Source organism: Bradyrhizobium sacchari, assembly GCF_002068095.1.
Classification (GTDB): Bacteria; Pseudomonadota; Alphaproteobacteria; order Rhizobiales; family Xanthobacteraceae; genus Bradyrhizobium; species Bradyrhizobium sacchari.
On sequence record NZ_LWIG01000030.1, the window covers coordinates 1 to 19,956 of the forward strand.

General features: G+C 59.6%; 10 protein-coding genes and 7 pseudogenes. 6 read left to right on the forward strand and 11 right to left on the reverse strand.

Going from position 1 to position 19,956, the window contains the following annotated elements; genetic code table 11:
* Window positions 1–536: pseudogene (locus tag A5906_RS45095) on the reverse strand (transposase family protein); the annotation flags it as partial.
* A gap of 119 nt (window positions 537–655) precedes the next feature.
* Between A5906_RS45095 and A5906_RS27165 the strand changes: the two are divergent.
* Window positions 656–1,398 (forward strand): annotated as a pseudogene (locus A5906_RS27165) (transposase).
* 260 nt (window positions 1,399–1,658) lie between these two features.
* Here A5906_RS27165 and A5906_RS27170 read toward each other — a convergent pair.
* Window positions 1,659–1,922: pseudogene (locus A5906_RS27170) on the reverse strand (transposase); the annotation flags it as partial.
* A gap of 882 nt (window positions 1,923–2,804) precedes the next feature.
* Here A5906_RS27170 and A5906_RS27175 point away from each other — a divergent pair.
* From A5906_RS27175 to A5906_RS27195, 5 genes and pseudogenes are all read left to right on the forward strand, one after another.
* The gene (locus A5906_RS27175) at window positions 2,805–4,163 is read left to right on the forward strand and encodes an LLM class flavin-dependent oxidoreductase (RefSeq protein ID WP_080138327.1); all 1,359 of its coding nucleotides are present in this window, start codon (window positions 2,805–2,807) and stop codon (window positions 4,161–4,163) included.
* Between the two features lie 443 nt (window positions 4,164–4,606).
* Window positions 4,607–5,029, forward strand: a complete 423-nt coding sequence (gene tnpA, locus A5906_RS27180; protein ID WP_136615514.1) for an IS66-like element accessory protein TnpA — start codon at window positions 4,607–4,609, stop codon at window positions 5,027–5,029.
* The gene (gene tnpB, locus A5906_RS27185; protein ID WP_080138328.1) at window positions 5,023–5,376 is read left to right on the forward strand and encodes an IS66 family insertion sequence element accessory protein TnpB; all 354 of its coding nucleotides are present in this window, start codon (window positions 5,023–5,025) and stop codon (window positions 5,374–5,376) included. The genes tnpA and tnpB overlap by 7 nt, the downstream gene beginning before the upstream one ends.
* A gap of 51 nt (window positions 5,377–5,427) precedes the next feature.
* Window positions 5,428–6,912: pseudogene (tnpC, locus tag A5906_RS27190) on the forward strand (IS66 family transposase).
* On the forward strand, window positions 6,909–7,511 hold the full coding sequence (locus A5906_RS27195; protein WP_080138329.1) for a plasmid pRiA4b ORF-3 family protein: 603 nt from the start codon (window positions 6,909–6,911) through the stop codon (window positions 7,509–7,511). The pseudogene tnpC and the gene A5906_RS27195 overlap by 4 nt, the downstream one beginning before the upstream one ends.
* 909 nt (window positions 7,512–8,420) lie before the next feature.
* Here the strand turns inward: A5906_RS27195 and A5906_RS27200 are convergent.
* From A5906_RS27200 to A5906_RS27230, 9 genes and pseudogenes are all read right to left on the reverse strand, one after another.
* On the reverse strand, window positions 8,421–9,308 hold the full coding sequence (locus A5906_RS27200; protein WP_080138330.1) for a polysaccharide deacetylase family protein: 888 nt from the start codon (window positions 9,306–9,308) through the stop codon (window positions 8,421–8,423).
* A gap of 1,003 nt (window positions 9,309–10,311) precedes the next feature.
* The gene (locus tag A5906_RS27205; protein WP_080138331.1) at window positions 10,312–11,781 is read right to left on the reverse strand and encodes a 3-hydroxyacyl-CoA dehydrogenase NAD-binding domain-containing protein; all 1,470 of its coding nucleotides are present in this window, start codon (window positions 11,779–11,781) and stop codon (window positions 10,312–10,314) included.
* Between the two features lie 848 nt (window positions 11,782–12,629).
* Window positions 12,630–13,532 carry an enoyl-CoA hydratase/isomerase family protein gene (locus A5906_RS27210; protein WP_161495438.1) on the reverse strand — a complete coding sequence of 301 codons (903 nt, stop codon included), beginning with the start codon at window positions 13,530–13,532 and terminating at the stop codon, window positions 12,630–12,632.
* 1,115 nt (window positions 13,533–14,647) lie between these two features.
* Window positions 14,648–14,905 (reverse strand): ATP-binding protein, encoded by a 258-nt coding sequence (locus A5906_RS45100; RefSeq protein ID WP_245326927.1) that lies wholly within the window; start codon window positions 14,903–14,905, stop codon window positions 14,648–14,650.
* On the reverse strand, window positions 14,817–15,179 hold the full coding sequence (locus A5906_RS45105; protein WP_245326930.1) for an ATP-binding protein: 363 nt from the start codon (window positions 15,177–15,179) through the stop codon (window positions 14,817–14,819). Before A5906_RS45105 ends, A5906_RS45100 begins: the two co-directional genes overlap by 89 nt.
* Window position 15,180: 1 nt before the next feature.
* Window positions 15,181–16,682 (reverse strand): annotated as a pseudogene (gene istA, locus A5906_RS27220) (IS21 family transposase).
* Between the two features lie 154 nt (window positions 16,683–16,836).
* Window positions 16,837–17,096 (reverse strand): annotated as a pseudogene (locus A5906_RS45110) (IS5/IS1182 family transposase); the annotation flags it as partial.
* 116 nt (window positions 17,097–17,212) lie between these two features.
* Window positions 17,213–18,916 carry a class I adenylate-forming enzyme family protein gene (locus A5906_RS27225; RefSeq protein ID WP_245326928.1) on the reverse strand — a complete coding sequence of 568 codons (1,704 nt, stop codon included), beginning with the start codon at window positions 18,914–18,916 and terminating at the stop codon, window positions 17,213–17,215.
* Between the two features lie 508 nt (window positions 18,917–19,424).
* Window positions 19,425–19,956: pseudogene (locus A5906_RS27230) on the reverse strand (integrase core domain-containing protein); the annotation flags it as partial.

The window sequence follows — 19,956 nt, forward strand, 5'->3', positions numbered from 1 at the left end:
CGAATAGACCTTCGTCCCGCTCTGGCGCTGCTGCTGCTCGTGGATGCGGCGCGCCAGCAATAGCAGCTTCGAAAACCTCCCCTCGAGCGCGGCGTCGCCCGCGATCTTGCGGCTGATGTCGCGCATCACCCGGCCGAGATAGGTGCGCAACGTCTTCAGCGCACGCCTGGCACGCTTGAACTGCTGGCATGGGCGTAGCGCTGATGCTTGATCAGGGCGAACTTGCCGACCCTCGCATAGGACTGGCGCAACTCGACGCCTATCAGTTGCGCCAGCCGCACCAGCTTCTCGCGCGCCCGGTTCAGAAGCTTGGCGTCGGTCGGGAACATCACGCTCTTGGGCTGCACCAGTCGTGTCCACGATCACCCGGGAGAGCTCGGACAGCTTGATCGCCTTGGTCCTGACGGCGACCGACAGGCTCTCCTGCAGCAGGGCTTTCAGGCGCTCCTCGCCCATCCGGTTGCGCCAGCGCGTCAACAGCGATCGAACACCGGACGGTGCTGGAAACACTCCTCGCCGCAGAAGAACTGATAATAGATCCTATGCAGGTGGGGGCGGCTTGAGGTTATCATCTGCTGCCGACGCTAAACATCCGGAGAAAGACCATGGACAACTATCGCACGAAACAACGGATAGGATTAAAAGCACCTGTTTCATGGCGATCGAACTGAGCAAGGCTAAGGGGCTGGTCGGGATGCTGACGCCATTGTCGGACAAAATCTCGCTTCGGAGTATTCCGTGCGGAGCCGTGCAATCGCTCATCGAGATCATCGATCGGACCCTCGACAAAGTCTTGCGGGCAACAGGACAGCCTGCGCGGATGGTTTCATGCTATGAGGCCGGCTATGACGGATTTTGGCTCCATCGCGTTCTCGATGCGCACGGCGTTACAAATCACGTGATCGATGCGGGGAGCCTGCTCGTCAGCCGCAAAGCTCGGCGCGCGAAAACCGGCCGGCTCGATGCTGAAAAGCTCGTCCGAGTCCTTATGGCTTTCTGGCGTGGCGAGCCGAAGGTATGCAGTGTGGTTCAGCCACCATCAATCGAGGAGGAAGACGCGAAACGCCAGCACCGCGAGCGAGAATTCCTGGAAGTATTCTATCGCAGGTTCAAAAATCGGCGCGGCTTGGGCAGTTACCTCGGCCTGACGCCGAGTCCTTTCCAAAGTGGTGGCATGGCAATCCGAGAGCGAGAACGATTAGCATCGAACTCACGTGGTTGTGACTCAGATATCAGCCCCAGAGCACTCTGGCTCGATGGTTCCATGAGCGGACGAACGGCCTGAAGGGGCGGATTCGGCGCATCATCATCGTTGCTATGGCCCGCAAACTCATCATTGCCCTGTGGCGATATCTCGAAACGGGTCTCGCGCCCGACAACGCGGAGCTGAAGGCCTAACAAGAAAGAGCGAAGATCGCACTTCGCCATGGCCAAGATGGACCGGTGACCGCGAGAACCCGTGGCTCGGCTTCGGCCGGCCGCCGTAATAGATTGGTCCCGTAATCCTGGAAACTCCTCCTCCCTGAATGAGGGATTTTGGCCCGGCCATCGAAGCCGACCGGATATAAGGTTCAGCGAGTTCTTCGCTGCTGTTGGAGTTTCCCATCCTGGCGTACGATCAGCCGACGGAGGATGTCTTATGTGAGAAAAAAGTTTGACGGCTCATACCTGCAGCGCTCGCACAGCACCTCGTCGGACAGGTCATAGGCGTGCTTGAGGATCGCGAGGCCCGCCATCAGGCGCGTCGGCAGCGGCGGCTGGCCGGGGCCGTCCGGATAGACCGCTCCGAACTCGCGCTCCAGGAAGCCCCAATCCACCGTGCGCGCCAGCGTCACCAGCGAATGCTTCATGTCGATGATCTGATCGAGCCGGGAGCGAAACAGATCCTGCTCGCCGATCTCGCGCCGCTCCCGTGGCCGCATCCAAACCTCCGCTCATGCACTGACGAGCAGAGAATTACAGCCGCCGATTCGACGGAATCCCTCATTCGATTTTGCAAGAAAATCGGCCCGCCATTGCGATTGCCGGCAAACTCAATCGCCGGCATTCCTCGAATTAGCCCGTAACTTCAGGCTGTTCGCGTTACTTCACGGGCGACGAATGAGCCGCTTTCCGATGCATGCGGAGTCTCTCACGACCAGAACCGGAGAGGGGCTCATGGCAAGGAAGACGACGGCGATATCGGCGAACTCGGTTCGGCACGCATAACATCGGCGAGCGATCGCGACGATCAACGAAGTTCGAGAGGTCGGTAGTAGTTGTGGGAACTAACAGTTTCGAATCAGTCAACTACCAATGCTAGCAATTGATCAAGGTATAGAAGTGTGGCCATCTACGGCTCGATAAGCAAGGGCGGTCACCTTCACGGAGTTTGTTATGGCTTACAATCGCTCTGATTGCTGCAACCTGCTGCCACGCAAACTCTGTCCTTCCGACGAGAATTGTATGCGAGCGATCGTGAACCACTAGAGCAGGCGAACAACGCATCGCCGGTCTGGCGACGTTCTAGTGGATCTCGGCGCGAATGTGTGTCCGGATTCTGCGACAGTCTTTCTCGGACTTCGATAGAAGGTGAGGTTAGAGGATGCTTGGAACGCTTGGTGCAAGTCATGGTGTTGGCTGGTTTTCAGGACGCTCTTCAACCATTGCCACGAGAGGTTATCGGAGCGACTTTGTCCAAAGGCATGCTCGGCGAGATCTCTGGAACTACGATCAAGCGTTCACTCGCGCCTATTCCGCGAAGCCAAGCGACAGGCCAGCTGAAAATGCGATCCGAAGCTCGTCAAACTTAAAGGAGATACAGCATGCATCGCAATGATGAGATGAAGCTCGGACTGTTCCTTTGGGGTGCAGGATATCACGAAGGCGCATGGCGCGATCCGGGCGCGCCCGCGAATTGTGGAGTTGATGTCGGCCATTATGCTGCTCTAGCGGCGCTCGCCGAGAGTGCAGCATTTCACTTGATATTTCTTGCCGATACCCCAAGTGTATCTGAATTAGACGATGCACATATCGCTCGTTCAAGCCGAAACGATGGATTCGAGCCAATCACTCTCTTGTCGGCGCTTTCATCGAGAACAGAATGTGTCGGCCTTGTCGGGACGGCGACGACCACGTATAACCAGCCGTACCATCTTGCACGCATGTTTGCCTCGCTCGACCACCTATCGCGGGGACGTGCCGGATGGAACATAGTCACCTCTGGGTTTAAGCTGGAAGCCGCCAATTTCGGCGAAAGGGAACTTCCAGATCATTGCGCGCGCTATGCTCGAGCGAGGGAATTCGTCGAAGTCGTCAAGGGTCTTTGGGACTCATGGGAGGACGACGCCTTCATTCGCGACAAAAGAAGTGGTATTTTCGCTGATATCAAGAAGCTGCATTTGCTTAACCACCGGGGGAACAACTTATCGGTCAGAGGCCCGCTGAACATCGCAAGGCCGCCGCAAGGGTATCCCGTATTGGTTCAAGCCGGCGCATCCGATACCGGAATAGAGTTCGCTGCTGAATTCGGTGAGGTTGTATTCACCGCGGCGCCTTACCTGGAGTACGGTCAAAAATATTACTCAACTCTCAAGGAGAGAGCGCGCGCACACGGGCGGGAAGACGACCAGGTGCTAGTCATGCCAGGCCTTATCCCAATCGTTGGGAGGACTAAGCAAGAAGCATCTGACAAACTCGAAAGGCTACATTCGTATGAGCACATCGATGCGCAAATAGGAGCAGCCAATCGTGGGCTGGGGTCTGTCGCTGAGTTGCGTTCATTGGACCTTGACGCAGCGGTCCCCGAGACCTTACCACAGACAAATTTCATACAGAGTCGTCAGAAATTGTACCTCGACATGGCGGCACGCCAGAAGTTCACCTGGAGACAACTGATCCGCTTTATATCGGATACCAAAGGCCATCTCATGGTAGTTGGGACGCCGGACGAAATCGCAGACGCCATGGTGGAAGCATTTGACGAGCGTGCGGCTGACGGTTTCAACGTTATCCCGGCGACCCTTCCCGGCGGATTCAAGGACTTTGTTGATCTCGTCGTTCCCGAATTGCGCCGACGAGGCAAATTTAGAACCGGGTATTCCAGGCAAACTCTGAGAGAGAGTCTTGGTCTCAAGCTGCCGCCGAATCGGTTCGCGCAGGCGGGTGTGAGCAATCGTCCGTGAAGAATGTGCCCTGCGTTGAGTGGACGTGGGCCTTTTGAGACAGTATGGGCTTCGAGCCCCTGGCACGGTGTTGAGGAGAGGTGGTAATACCACTCCGTTTACGAGGATCGGTTTTGAGGGTTCTCAAAACCGAAAATTTGACACGATCTTTTCCGATGCAAATCCTCTCCGCCTGGCCTTTCTGCAAGATCTCCAAGCTGCTTTCGCGGCCGCCTAAACGGCTTTTCGCGCTCGTCTCGCCATGTGCGCCAAGCGCACCGATCAGCTCAGACAGATTTGCGGGATCGTTTATGTCAAACCTGCCTACCATGGCAGCCGCACACATCTCATCACATCGTCAATGGTTCGCTGAACCGTAAGCGTGGCGTGGAGGCCCTTGAGAATGTTTGTACACAGTCCTGAGAGCACCGCTAGAAGAGTCACCTTCTGCAAGGGTGCTCACAATGGACGACCATTCGGACGACATAAGACGACCGTTATCGCCGCGTATCGAAGTGTACGCAGGCGCAGGTCGAAAGCGCTGGCCGGACGATTTGAAGGCACAGATTGCCGCGGAAAGCCTTGAGCCGGGGGCGATTGTCACAGATGTCGCGCGTCGCCATGGGTGCCGACCCCAGCAGGTGCACGACTGGCGTCGCCGGGCGCGTTTGGGCCAGTTAGTGCTGCCGGCTCCGGCGGACACGCTGTCGTTCGTACCGGTGGTATCGGAATCGGCACTAGCGGCAGCCGCAGAGCCTGCCGGGTCGCCGGAAGCAGCCGTTGTGACGATTGAACTCCAGGGGGCACGAGTGGAGGTGCGAGGGACGCCTGGCCTTGCTGTGTTGAGTGATGTGTTCTTGGCGCTTCGGCGGACACGTTCATGCTGACGCCGCCCGCGAGCCTCATGATTTACGTGGCGACGCAACCTGTGGACTTCAGAAAAGGTGCGGAGGGCTTGGCGCTGTTGGCGAAGGAGACGCTAGGCCATGACCCTATGACGGGCGTGGCGGTGGTGTTCCGTGCGAAGCGCGCCGATCGGGTGAAGATTGTCGTCTGGGATGGCAGCGGCCTTGTGATGTATTGGAAGCGGCTCGATGGCAGCGGCTTCAAATGGCCTCCCATCGTAGCCGGCGTGATGCGGATGAATGCCGCGCAGCTGTCCGCGCTTCTGGCCGGCATGGATTGGACGCGGATGCACGCGCCTCGAACCCCGCAGCCGAAAGCGCTTGCGTAACGATACAAATCTTCGCTGCATCGGGGCGCGAAGCATGGCAGACTTGGGCCAATGAGTGATTTGCCTGATGAGCTGCCGAGCGATCCGGTCGAGCTGCGTGTCTTTGCCGCGGCTCTGCTGGATCGCTGCGCCAGGCTCGAGCGGTTGCTCAAGCTTGCAAAAGATGCGCAGTTCGGCCGGTCCTCGGAAAAGCTGGACGCTGATCAGCTGCAGCTTGTACTGGAGGACATCGAAGAGGCCGTCGCGGCCCTCGAAGCAGCCGAGGATCGCGCCAATCCCAGAACTTGCCGGCTGCAACCTGCTGCCCGTGCTGCAAAGGTGATCTCGTCGAGATTGGTTGCGATGAGAGTCAGAGGCTCGACGTGTTCCGGTGCAATACCGAGTGATCGTGACCCGCCGGCCCAAACTGGCTTGCCGCGCCTGTCATGGCGCCGTCCTCCAGCACGCAGCTCCCGAGCGGCTGATCAAAGGAGGATTGCCCACCGAGCGACTGGTCACGCATGTGATCGACGCCAAGTATCATTGGCATTTGCCGCTTTACCGTCAGGCGCAGATGCTGGCGACGCACCGTATCGCCATCGACCGTTCCACGCTCGCCTTCTGGGTCGGCTATGCCGCCCAGGAATTGAAGCCCTTGTGGCATCGTCTGCGCCAGCTTCTGCTCGCCTCTTCGAAGCTCTGTGTCGATGAGACCCCCGCCCCGGTGTTGGATCCGGGACGTGGCAGGACTAAAACCGGCTACTTCTGGGCGCTGTCACGCGATGACAGGCCCTGGGCCGGACCTGACCCACCTGGCGTGGTTTACGCCTATGCACCGGGCCGTGGGGCCGTTCATGGCTTGCGGCTGCTTGAGGGCTATCGCGGCATCATCCACTGCGACGGCTATCAGGCTTACAAGACCATGACCCGAGAGACGCGTGCGGACGCCTTGTCCGGAACGCTCGCCTTCTGCTGGGCGCATCTAAGGCGCCAGTTTGTGAAGATCGAGCGCGAGGCGGCTCCCGCGCCAGCTCCGGTTGCCCGCGAGGCTCTTGAGCGCATCGCCCAGCTTTACGCGGTCGAGAAAGCGCTCCGCGGCCGATCGGATGCCGAGCGCCGTGCTGGCAGGCAGGTGCATGCGCGACCTTTGGCTACAGCCTTGAAGCAGTGGTTTGAGGCCAAGCTTGATCACCTTGCACAGAAGAGCGACACGGCGAAGGCCTTGCGTTACGCGCTGCGTCATTGGGACGGCCTGACGCTCTACCTTGATGACGGGCGCATCGAGATGGACACGAATGCTGTCGAGCGTGCGATGCGGCCGATTAAGCTCAACGCCAAGAACTCTCTTTTGCCGGTTGCGACGAGGGCGCCGAGAATTGGGCAGTTCTGGCTTCGTTAATCGAGACCTGTAAACTCAATGGCGTCAGTGCCGAGCACTGGCTCGCTGATGTTCTCGCCAAACTCGTCAATGGTTGGCCTGCGGCGCGACTGGACGAACTGCTCCCTTGGGCGTCGATCTACACGATGCATGCACACGATCCGAGGCTGGCGGCATGAGCCTGAACAAGACCGCGGTCCGGATCAAGGTGACCCTCAAGGATGTGAGACCGGAAGTGATGCGATGCCTTGTCGTGCCACTCACACTGCGCCTTGATCGGCTGCATCTGACGCTTCAGTCGGCGTTTGGCTGGACGAACAGCCATCTCTTCGAGTTCCTGGCCGGCGAAGGACGTTGGGGTATCCCTGATCCCGATGGAGATTTTGGCCCTCAGCCCATCGATGCCCGCAAGACGCGGCTCTCTAATATCGTTCAGGAGACCGGCGCGAAGACAATCCATTATCTCTACGACTTCGGCGACAGCTGGGATCACGTGATCAAGCTTGAAAAGTGGTTCGACAACACGACAACGGAGGGACTTCCGTTCTTGCTCGAGGCCGCCGGCCGCTGTCCTCCGGAAGATGTCGGCGGTGCGCCAGGCTATGCCGAATACCTCGACGCCATCAGCGAGCCCACCCATCCGGAGCACGAACATATGCGCCTCTGGGGCCCGGAGCAGTTCGATCCCAACGTCATCGACCGGAAGGCGCTTGAGGCCGCTGTTAATGCGTTGTCCGACAGTTGGAAGCCGCGCCGGCGCACGACGCGCTCAAAATAGACGTCAAGCGCCGATCAAATGGGCCTCAGAGCTACGCTTACGCTGAACCTTACTAGCGAGCGATCGCGTCCCCGGGGATCTGGCGGCTGGTTACCGCGATCGCCGGCATGAGCCCGGTCGTCAGCCGGCGATTGCCCGAAGGCTGACGGTTGGATCATTGCTTAAGGGCGCGACGGTTTCCAAGGTCATGTAGCGGGCGCGCCCGGCTGCGTCCTCTCGCAACTATCTCGAGAACGCCCCGGAATGTTTGCATACTGGAAGATCGGTAGACGCGGCTCGTTCGCCGATGGGAGCCTCAGTGGGGCGAGCGCCTCACGCTGGGATCTATAAGAGGCCGACGGCAAGAGTCCACCAGCCTACCGGCCAACGCTTCACGCTCGGATCTGTGAGGGTTGCGCCTTGCAAGCGCGTCGAGGTCTGCCGGCCGCGGCAAAGCCTAACGAGCAGCCGGGAACCGGTCTTGCGTAACGTCCGGTAACGGCCGCTACGAAGCGTAGACAGGGAGGTTGTAGGCCGGAATCAAGTGAACGGGAGGATAGCCCCAAAATCGAACGTGATCGGAGTAGCCGACCCTGTCTCTCAAAGGGGAAGGCGGAATCGCAAGCCGCGTCATCGCGACCGGGCTGAGGTGCTCCCGGGGTTCGTACCGCCAGCACGCAACCAAAGGAAGCGCGTGAACAAGGGGATCCATCCGGTTCAAGCGCAAGCTTATAGGAGCTGCCAAGCCGATGAGGTGAGAGGGGTCTGATGACTGGGTCGAAGTCAGACTGACTGATATTACTCGGAGGTCGGGAGAGCCGAAGACATACGGCGAAGGCACGGATCTCGCATAGACATTGGATCTCTTCGAGAGTAGGGCATGGGGAACGATTACGAAGGGACCGCTTACGAGGGCATCTTCCACGCGACTTACCGCTGCGAAATAGTCCCGTTCTCGTTCTGTCGTAGAAACGGGGAGACGATCGGTCCTTCACTCCGCGTGTTCGCAATCTTTAGCCAGGCATTCGCCACCTCACGGCTTCGTGCGAACCAGACGTTGTCGTACTTTTTGATATAAGAGATGAATTCGCGCAGCATGCGGATGCGCGAGGGGCGTCCCGTCAATTGCGGATGCATGATGAGATTGAAGTAGCCGCCCGACAGATAAGCCTCGTCGAATTCCGCCTTCCAAATCGAGAGCACGTGATCGTTGGTAGCCATCGGCCGGGGAGACTTGACGCTGGTCAAAAGATATTGTGCATCATCCAGGCTCCAGTGCCAGGGCAACTCGAGGACGCCCGGGGTTCCGTCCTCCAAGACGTGGCGGTAGGGTTCGATATCATCCAGCATGGTGCTATCGTAGATGAAGCCACGTTCGGTCAGCAGGCGGATTAGGTTCGCACTCGTTTCTCCTGATGGAGCGCGATAGCCTACGGGAGCAACACCGATGATGCGCTTGATCGATTCGATGCCCTTTTCAAGCTCCTCGAGCTCCATCTCCAGATTGTTTGGATCAATTGATTTGTGGAGATAGCCGTGGTGGCCGATTTCATGATTAGCTTTTACAATCTTCTCGACGATAGGAGTTCTGTTGTCGACGACCCAGCCGGGCACGAAGAAAGTGGCCGACAACTCTTCGTCGGCGAGGAGTTCCAGGATCTTGGGTACGCCTATCTTGGCGCCGTAGGTACCCTGCGACAACGTGCCGGGACGATCGACATTGGTCGGGGCGCGTCCAAGCCATAAGGTTTCCGCATCGAAATCGAAAGTGAGATTGACGGCGATCTTCGCGCCGTTCGGCCATGCGACGTTTGGCAAGTACTGTCTCCAAATGTGGGCTGCTGTCGTGACGGGGTCATCTTTCGGCGCATTTTGGACCGGCAAGCGAACCGGTCGGACAGCGTGACAGCGGCTTGCGCTGCTGAGTGCAACATCGAGCGAATAGCGCAACGGGCGACTCAAGGGGCTCAAGCATCAAATGCGAAGGTCCACCATGACAATCTTCTTGGTGAGAGAATTGCTAATGCTAGCCCGCGCTCACCTCGAAAGAGGCAACAACACCGACAGACCTGTATCGCTTTCGAATCTGAAGCCCACACACCGATCATAGTCGTCGCATTGTAACGAACGCAGGACACTTTGAAACGACCAAGGTCGATAGTTGAATTGTCTGCCCCAGCACTCATCATCGCGAGTAGGCCTGCGGCCAGAACGCGGCACGCGGCTAGGCATCAGTTCTCACCGGTGGATTTGACTGCGAGCAGATGGCCGTATTCCGCCGGCGCATCGGCGAATTGCGCTGGTGCTAGTGGGGGCGGAAGGCACTCTAAGTGTTCAGTTCTCCGAAACTAGGTGAGCGTCTTGCTCTCTGCGATCTTGGCAAGATGTCGGAACCCGCCGGTGAGTTCACGTCAGCGCAGCCCGACGTTTGCGCCGGCGCGCTCCGGACGGAGCAGCCCGGAGTGCAGCTGCGCTAAACTCCGGCACACGCTCGCGCATGTTCCCTGTACGGATCCGCGGCGTCCGCTCTCAATGTCTGAGGAGCGGCCGTGAGCGGCGGGACTGCCGGGAGGCGGGGTCATCGGCGGCGGGTGGGTGCGCGGCTTGTCCTCAACGGAGTGGACGTGCGGCTGTATGGGCAGCAACAAGCGGTGTGATCAATGACTAATGATCTGATCGATCTGAGCGGCGGGGACGTTCCAGCGGGCCTTTAGCCGAAGTTCAAGAAACAAGCCTTCTCAGCCTCTCTGGCTCCAAGGCGGGCGTTTGGCGACGGAACTGCCCGTTGCGGCTTCGCGGCGCGGCAGAGGCCGGTTGCGGCTCAGCGCATCCCGATGCCTGCGCCGGCGCGCTCCGGGCGGGGCAGTTTTGCGTGCAGCCGCACCAGCTCCAGCAACTGCTCACGCACACGGCCCTTTGCCGGTGCGCTGCGTCTGCTGGTGGGGTCCACGTGAATCAGCATTTGCTCGCCGGTGGCCGCCGGCCTGTCGTCACCCTCGCGTGTGATCGCTTGATAGAGATGAAGGCGCTTGTCGTCGACGCCGAGCACCTGCGTGAGCACCCGGACGCGGTCGCCGGCGTGCAGTTCCCGGAGATGTGTCAGGTGCGTCTCGGCTGTATAATAATTGCCGCTGTTTGACCGGTACTCGCAGTCGATGCCGATGGAACGGAGTAGGGCGTCGGAAGCATTGCTGATGAGCTGAAGATAGTGGCTCTGTTTGATGTGGCCGCTGTAGTCGCTCCAGTGAGACGGCATCTCCACTGTCGGCATCCGCAGCGGCCCGGAACAGTTGGTCTGCGGGGGAGTGCGGTCGCGCAGGGACCGTTCCCAACGAGCGACCGTTTCGCCTGGGCCGTAGCCCTGTGAACGCAACGCGTGCAGCAGGGCCACGATCAAATCATCGCGCTTCTGGACCGCGGGAGCGTCCAAGGGGTCCGACTTCACTAACGCATCCACTTGTTCGACCGCCTTCCCCAGGAACGCGCCGTCGATGTCAGGCGTTTCGGTTAACCTCGGCCACAATGCGCATTGCTCGATGTTCTGCCGCAGGCCCTTCCGGCCGCCAGCCATGCGGTAGGGCTCCATAGTCGCATGTCGCAGCGCCAACGAGTAGCGGAGAGCGTCATCGATGTCCTGCAGCGTAGCTACATCGTCGTGCACCAGCCACAGCGCCTCGCACGAGATCGCACCCTGCAGCCGGTTTGCGATAAACCCGTCGACCTCTTGGCGCACCACCAGTGGGTGCATCCCAATCGCCTCGTAGATCGTCGTCGCCCGCTCAAGCGCCTCGGAGGCGGTACGTTCTCCGGCGCACAGCTCAATCAGCGGCAACAAGTACACAGGTTGGGACGGGCGCGCGACGAGCAAGCGCTCGGGGCGATCCATCTCCGCCTGCAGCAAGGACGGCCGAAACCCCGAGGTCGAAGAGCAGATCAGGGTGCCGTGCGCTGCCGCGCGGCTGGCGGCCGCGAGCAACTCTTGCTTGAGCTCCAAGCTTTCCGGCGCGGATTCCTGCACGAGGTCCACGCCGCGCACGGCATCCGCGACAGACTCGACCACCGTTAGCGAACCTTCCGGCGGAAGTGGCATCAGCGTCAGCTCTCGATACGCGCGCCGCGCGTCTGCCAGCGTCTTCTGGACGCGCTCAACCGCATCAGGTGATGGACCATACAGCCGCACATCCACTCCGTTGAGAAGGAACCGTGCCGCCCATCCGCTGCCAATAACTCCGCCCCCGAGTAGGCCGACTGCCCGTGGCAGCTTCTCATTGATGTTGGAGGTCTCAAGCATCACCTTCGCCCTCTCAGCATAGCGCTCTAAGCTTCAGCTCCTGGCGCATCGAATCCAGCCCTATCATTCGCTCGCCGATCGACGCGAAGATCTCAGCCGCCCACAGCAAATTTCCCCTGGCGGCAGGGCCGCTGCAAACGCCCTGGTTGCGGTAGTCCTCGTCACAGCAATAGGCGTGCCACTCGCGGAATGCCTCCCGCGACTTGCGCGGCGAGAGAAAACAGATGCAGCCAGCAGCCCGCTCTTAAAATAATGCCGCACGTCGTAGGAGTTCCAACGTCGCCGTAGTTAACCAGACACGGCTGGAGTGATACACTGTAGTTTTATGGTTGCCTTTGGTGGCCAGCTTGGCGACAACGTGCCCTACCTCGACCTCGACGACAGTCGACCGGGGCACGCGGCTAACGTGCTCGTCACGGACGAAGCTCACGCCCTTTTGCGCTAATGCTTCACAGAGAGCGGAATCTCGACACGCCTCGCCCAGCGATCTTTGCTCGGAGCCGTCGATGAGGGGGAGTATACGGCCTTTGTCAGCCGACCGTTGCGTGACGAAGGCGCGCCCCGCGGGCGATGAATGACGGATTGCGTTCGCAATACCGTTCAGCCGCCGGAGGTTCGATCGGCCTGCGGCGCCATCGCGTGCGAAGCGCACCCGATCTGGACCCAGAATTTCGGCAACCTGTTCAAGCTTGGCGGCGGACAAGCGATCGAGTACGAATTTGAGTTGAGCGTTGTGCTTTTTTCACCACTCAGTCGTTGTCGAGAGAGCGTTCGCTACCGCCAGGCGCTCACTCTCACTTTTCGTCCCCTTCGCACCCGCGTTGCTGAGCAATTTGGTTCAAGTCTATTCAACCCACCCCATTCTGAGTCCTAGCGGCCTGTTTGGATGCCGGACGGGAGGAAAGCCCCGATGTCTCGGATTCAAACGGTTCGAAGATCGCGTTACGCCACTTGAATGCGGCCTTCGCACCCTCACTTTTTTGAATTTCGCGGAAGCGTTTGAACTCGGAGTCCGATTTGCCAATGATCAAGTCGACGGCGAAACTGTATCGCAGAGCAGAATCGAGTCCTGCCGCAAGGAGTGTATGGTTGAGTGCCTTCTTGTTCCACACCAACGCTGGCAGTGCTACCCGAGACATCCGTTTCGCGACGAGCGTGACCTCTTCCTCAAGGCGATCCTTAGGGAAGACACGATTTACCACGCCGAGTCGGTACGCCTCTTGGGCATCGAACATATCTCCTGTGTAGACCAGCTCGCGACAACGCTGACCGATCAAGTGCGACATCATCGGCAGCTCCGTGTCGCCAATTCCCATTCGGGTCTCGATGACACCGAAGCGCGAATCGTCAGAGCAGTAGCGGATGTCACAACTGATGGCGAAGTCCAACGCCCCAGCTAAGCAATAGCCGTTGATCATCGCAATAACTGGCTTGGAGCAGTTAAACACGGAATGTATGAACTTCACGCCTAAATCGAAATACCGTGTCCAATCATCCAAGTCCCAATCGTCCAGGTTTGACGGCCCGACCTCTGATCTGTCTTCGTCCATGTCAAAGCCAGCAGAAAATGTTCGGTCGCCCGCTCCCTTAACCACGATTACACGCACGTCCGGATTACGCTCGGCTGACGCGAGCGCATCTTGGAATTCGGCACAGAGCTTCAGAGACAACGCATTCGCTTTGCTCGGCCGATTCAGAGTGATCCACGCGACTCGATCTTCCGCCGCATAGAGAATGGTACCATACGCCATCGGAAACCTCATAAAAAACCATTAGTCGGGCCCAGTCATCTGCAGCGGCCGAGCCGGACCAACGGGCGTCTTGGGACCACAGCGACACCGTTCGAAGCTCTTCGTCGTCTGCAGAGGCCGCAGTGTAAAGCTCATCGAGCAGCCGTAACACTACCAAGAACAGGGGGGGCCCAAGATCCGTGATCGACCCGATGGCCGAGTTGCGAAGCCGAAATCGCCCAGCACCTCCAGACGACCTCCTCAAAAATGGCAACTAAGTTTTTCGTCCGTGAAGAAAACGTCAGCCAGGGACGAGGTTAGGTAGTACGGTCAGCTGGGTGAGGTTTTGGAAACAGGAAGAGCTCCGCCAGATCAGCCGCTGTAGGCTGTGGCCAGAGCCAGCCAAGACGGCGGTGATGACAGCGCGGTGACGGTGTCACAGATACTTGCAGCGCATCCGTTGTCCCGAATTTATATGGCCGTTGGCCCGACAGCGGACCGCCTTCGGCAGCTAGCGCATGATTTTCGCAGTTGCCGGTCAAGAAGCCCATTTGAGCGCGGCTTGGGTGGCATTCAGTTGTATGAAGCGGTCAGGATCGGCGCATCAGAAGCCTCAGCGAAGCGAGAAGGAGGTGCGACGGACAACGCTAAGGATGATGTTGGCGGCATCATTCTCGCGCTGTAGAGATAGCGGCAACAGGGGGGCCGTCGGAGTTCACGTGGTCGATCACGGGTTCGATGGCTGAGCGGCGCCTGGTTGATTTCCCTGAAGACCCCACGCTTCTGGCTGGAGAGAAGACGCGGCCTGAGCTTCTCGTTTTGTGGCCAGGACCAACGTCGCAATGGTGTGCTGCAATTCCGCAGCCGGTAAGCCTCTCGCTGGCCTCGATGATGTCACTGCGCATTCCAGCGATGGTGATCACGGATTCCTGTGATCGTGATCAGGTGCGGAGACGAACACGACTGACGGATTTATGTGTGCTGGAAATCGTCTCTTGGTCAAGGCTGGCGGGTTGGTTTGGAGATCGCCGCGGCGGTCCATGGGAGGGCCCCGTGCGCGGCGCGAAGTGCCCCCACAAGCGACGGAGCGACGCGCGGGGGGCTGTGGGCCGGCGGGACGATCGTGCGCGAGGTGCTCACGAGCTTTTCTTTTCGCCAGCCTGACGCCTGGTCGGCGGTGAGCGGTTCGGGTCCCCGTCGTCGAGGATGAGGAGATTGACGCGCTCCAGCGCGGCAATCCGGCGGGCCAGACGACGACCCTCGCTGCGCGCCTGCGTGAGATCTGCGAACAGGCGGGGCGCCCGCTTATAGAGGACGGAGAAGCCGTCGCGGCAAGCTTTGTTGCCGAGCGCACAGGCAAGCCAGGACTTGCCGGCACCGGTTTGGGCCGACAATGACCAGGTGGTTGGCCTCGTGGATCCATTGCCAGGTGGCGAGGATCTGGAAGTGCGAACGGTCGAGACCACGGGCGGTACGATGGCGCTGCTCAAGCGGCGCGTAACGGCGGCGGTTGTTGCGGGCAGTGACCTCGCGATCGACGAGTAGGCCGAGCCAATCGGCGTGCGGCATCTCGGCCGCCGCGGGATTGTTCTGCAGTTCGACGAGGATATCGGCCACGGCGGCAAGGCCGAGGGCCCGCAAGCGATCGACGGTGGGGTGAATGAGCATGCTAATCTTCTCCTGATCTATTGTAGTAACTGTGGCCACGGATGTTGGCGTGGAAGAGGATGGGCGCCGCCTGGGCGGGAGGAGGAGTTCTGTCAGTGCCGTTCTTGAGGATGGCAGCGACCGATTTGTACGAAGGGGCGTTGAGCACCAGCGCACGTGCGCAAGCGGCGTCGGCGCGTTCCTGGCCATAGCGCTTGACGAGCCCCAGCGCTGAGCGGAAGCCCTGTTCCGGATGCGGCCGCGACCGCAGGATGACGTGGATCAGGTTGTCGGCGTCGGGACCGACCTTGGTGGCTTCGGAACGAATGCGCTCATGGGTCCAGTCGCGATATCGGCGATGCGGACTGGGCATATGCTCCGCGATCGTGGTCGGGCGATGCGGCAAGGTGCTGCGCAGATGCGAGGCCACGCGCTTGCCACGGAGGAAGATCTCGACGGTCTTTTGGGTGATGCGAGCCTCAACCTTCTGATGTACGAGACAGTGAGGGACGTTGTAGTAATGCTTGGCGATCTCCATGTGATAATCGAGGTTGACCCGGCAGCGCTTCCACTCGGCGTACTCGTACGGATCATCCGGGAAGGGGGTGAGCGCCGGATGATCGAGCTCCTCGAACAGTTCCCGACTTCGCCCCCAGCTCCGGAGAGATCGATCGTTCAGCTCGAAGGGAGCGCGTGGATTGCCTCGTTGAGGGCGATGAGCGAGAAGAAGCGGTTGTTGCGCAGGCGCGCCAGAATCCATGGCCCGACGATTTGGACCCGACTTCGACCTTGGCTTTATCCGTTGGGCGATACGGCCGCGCCGGAACGATGGCGGTGCGGTAATGGCGGGCGAGATCGGCATAGGTCCAGTTGACCATCGGCTCGTGAAAGCACGCCGAGTGATGCCGGCCTTCAGGTTGTCGCTCGCCGTCTGCCGGGCCACGCCGCCGAAATACGCAAATGCCCGAACGCGAGGCGATCCAGTCCGGCAGGCTCTGGCTGAGGTTGGCCTCGGCGTAGGTGTAGTTCCAGGCGCCGAGCACGGCGACGTAGATCTGCGCACTGCGCAGCTCACCGGTGAGCCCGTCAACCACCTCCATGGTGTGGCCGGAAGAGTCATGAACAGCTTCCCGCCGGCGACATGAACCTGGCGCAGCGTTGGCTTGAGATGGCCGGCCCATTTCCTGCAGCGTTCCCAGAACCACGCATAGCTGAAGCTGTTGGAGTTTGCGTCGCAATACTCCTCCCACAACAGCATCAGCGTGACGTTCCGGCGCTGCAGCTCGCGATGCATGAGCCCCCAATTCGGCTGCGGATACTCCTCGCTGGGTCGAAAGGCGGCGGATACAAGCGGCTCTCGAGCTGGACGTCGTCATCCAACTCCGTTGGCAACGGCCAGGTCAGACCGGCGCGGCGGACTCGGTTCACGTACTTGCTTACCGGGCAACGGCGTGTGCGACATGCCCCGTAGTGCAGGCGTAGAACTTCGCGAATGTGGCGCATGGACAGTCTCTCTGTCGGCATCTCGATTCTCTGCTATTGGGCAAAAGACCGACCTACCCCAGTTGCAGACTGCCAGCGGTGCGCGGCTCCTGGTTGTCCCCGATCATGATCGCTGGAAATAGCGATCACGATAGGCTGGAAACGATCGGCTGGAACGCGCAGTGACTGAGCGTCTGCCCTCGTATGGCTTGCCCGGCAGCGCCTTGGCGTGCAGGACAGGACCACCCCCCTGGAGTGGCGATGATCGAGGCGTTGACGCCAAACCTCATCAATTGCCGAGGCCTTGCCCTTGCCGATGCATTCGACTAGGGCGCGTGGAAGGTAGAGTTTGTATCCATGCTGGCGCTGCCCTTTAGATCGGAATTGTGCGGCGCGCCAGAGCGGTTGCTCGAACGCAGCCTCAAGCTCCGGCCGGCCTGTAACATTGTGGTGGATGAATCATCCTCAGAGGTCCTTACTTCTCATCTCGCAAGCGACCCGCGGTCGCAGCCGCCAAAATGAGCGGCTTGCGAAAAATCGCACGGGATCAACTATCCTTGTACAAATCGGGTTCAGCGCCAGCGCTTCTCCTCAGCGTCGTAGGCGCCGGCGATCGGGTCGTTCACCGCCATCAGCTCACGTTTGAGGACTTTATTGCTAGTGGCGGCTCTAGGAAGCGCCGGGGTAAAGGCAATGTACCGCGGCACTTTGAACACCGCAAGACGCGCACGGGCATGCTCAAGAATGCGCTCCGCGGCCTGATTGCCCGGCGTGTTGCCTTCCCTCAGTTCGACGCAGATCTTGACTTCCTCGCCGCGTTTCAAATCGGGAACGGGCAAGGCGGCCACATCGACAATTTCGGGAATCTCGCGGATGACCGCCTCCACCTCGCGTGCAGCGATGTTCTCACTCGAGCGACGGATCATGTCTTTCGTGCGTCCCACGAGCCAATAAAAGCCGAGTTCATCGCGACGCATCAGATCACCGGTTTTGAACCATTCGCCTTCAAATAAGGCGGCATTTGCTTCCGGCTTATTCCAATAGCCCTTCAAGATTCCGCGTCCCCTCACCCAGAGCTCGCCGACGTCGCCGACATCCGTCGGACTGCCATCATCGTTCATTAGCCGCAGCTCTCGAAACGGCGAGCGAATCCCCACTGAACCCGAGTAGGCCCGCTCATCGAACTCGTTCGTCATTCGCGTGGCGAAGCCGATTTCGGTCATCCCGTAAGCATCCTGCGTATGCGCTCGAAACCGCTTCCGGAATTGGCGTACGGTATCCGGGTTCCAGCCCCAATTCAGGGTCTGCTTCAGGCATGTCGTCCCATCCTCGTCGACTGCCTCGGCCCGTCGCGCTATCAGCTCGGGAACCTGACACCACTCGATGCGGCACTGCTTGACCCAACTGATGAAGCGCGTCGAGCTCAGCTGCGGAGCCAGGTAGAGTGTGCCGCCCTGCCTATACGACTTCAAAAGATGCCCTGGCGGATCGATATAGAAGAATGGCTGCGCAGACAGGTACCTCTGGTACGGTTGCTCCCAGCAGGTCGCCTGGTACGAGAACACGCCCCAGTGGTCGTGCGTCAGCATGCAGCCCTTGGGAAAGCCCGTAGTTCCCGAGGTATATTGAATATTCAACAGATCGTCGGGACGGATGTCCTCCTCGATAGGAGAGTCGCTGACGCCTCGGAGCAACTCATTTAAGGGAGTGGCTGTCCCATCCGAATCCTCTCCGACGCGAATTGCTCGCTCGGTGGCGAGGTCGACAGGCCAAGGGTCCATCGCTGAGAATACTGACCATGCGGATTCGTCGACGACGGCGAACTTGGCCTGTGTATCGCTGAGAACGTATTCGATCTCCCGAGGCGTATAACGCATGTTGATTGGGACGGTTACCGCACCCAGCTTCGCTATCGCGAACCAAAGGATCGGGAATTCGATGCGATTGGGCAGCATCACCCCAATGCGATCGCCCTTGCTCACGCCGAATGCACGCAGCGCATGTGCATACTTGTTAGACCATCGATCCATCTCGGAGTAGGTCGCGCGCTCGCCGCGATCGAAGACGTCAATTGCGATGGTTGAGCCGTGCGTTCTCGCGCGCCGTTCAATCAGCTGTCCGACCGTGATGGTCTCATATGCGGCTTCTAGCGCCTCGATCTGGCGCAGCGCATTCGCGACACGCTCTCGCAGCGGGTTTTGTGTTGATTTTATAGGGGGCATCATCGGAAACCTTGAGGTGTCAGGGAGATAAACCAAGTCTGCCAACGCGAGCACGACCGTTCCAATTAGCAGCGCACGCCAAGTGCTGATCTCGAGAGCCAGGGTCCCGCGCGGAAATCCTCAATCTCGGCCGATCCGCAATGAATGAAGAATCCATCGATGATCGGGCGGGGACTATCAAGGGGCGTTCGATCGTAGCAACGCGTAGCTCCTCATTCGCAACAATCTGTAGCCGAGCAAACGAGGTCGCAGCCAATGACTCGGTGCGGCTCGTATTGACCGTTTTGGTTGCCATTTCATTCATGGGCGTTTGTCGTTTGCTCGAAGGAAGCGAGAGACGCGCAACGAGTTACAACGCGTGCCATTGCTGTACCTTGTACTATCGTGATGAGCGCCGTCATTGACTACACGGAGGTCCGAAGCTGTACCTCATTAATTTGAACCAAAAAGCTACCTACTCTGGTGAGGAATACTGTGCCGGGGAGCAAGGATCTGTGTATCAGCGTCAAGAGGCCGCGGAATCGATTTGGGGCGATAGGCCGGTTGACCTGCCACTGAATTTTCATCCAGCGGCAGTTAGAGTCTCGGAGTTTTGTACGCCAAGTGGCGCGGGTGGAGCAACGGACGATCGGCGGAGCTGGTCGGGGTTGCGCAGCCGATCGTCCGTTGCCGGTGAGGTGGGCGGCGTAGGCCGCGGGGGTCAGGTATTTCAACGACGAGTGTGGACGCTGGTGATTGTAGTCGGCGACCCACTTGGTGATCTTGGTGCGGGCGTCGTCGAGATCGAAGAACAGAGTCTCGTTGAGTAGCTCATCGCGCATCCGGCCGTTGAAACTCTCGACGAAGCCATTCTGCATGGGCTTTCCCGGTGCGATGAAGTGCCAATCGATGGCTGCGTCCTTGCACCAAGCCAGCATGGCGTTGCAGGTGAACTCGGTGCCATGGTCGGACACGATCATTCCTGGCTTGCGGCGTCGCTCGATGATTGCCGTGAGTTCGCGGGCCACGCGCCGCCCCGAGATCGACGTCTCCGGAATGGCGCCCAGGCATTCCTTGGTGACGTCGTCGACGATGTTGAGGATGCGGAAGCGTCG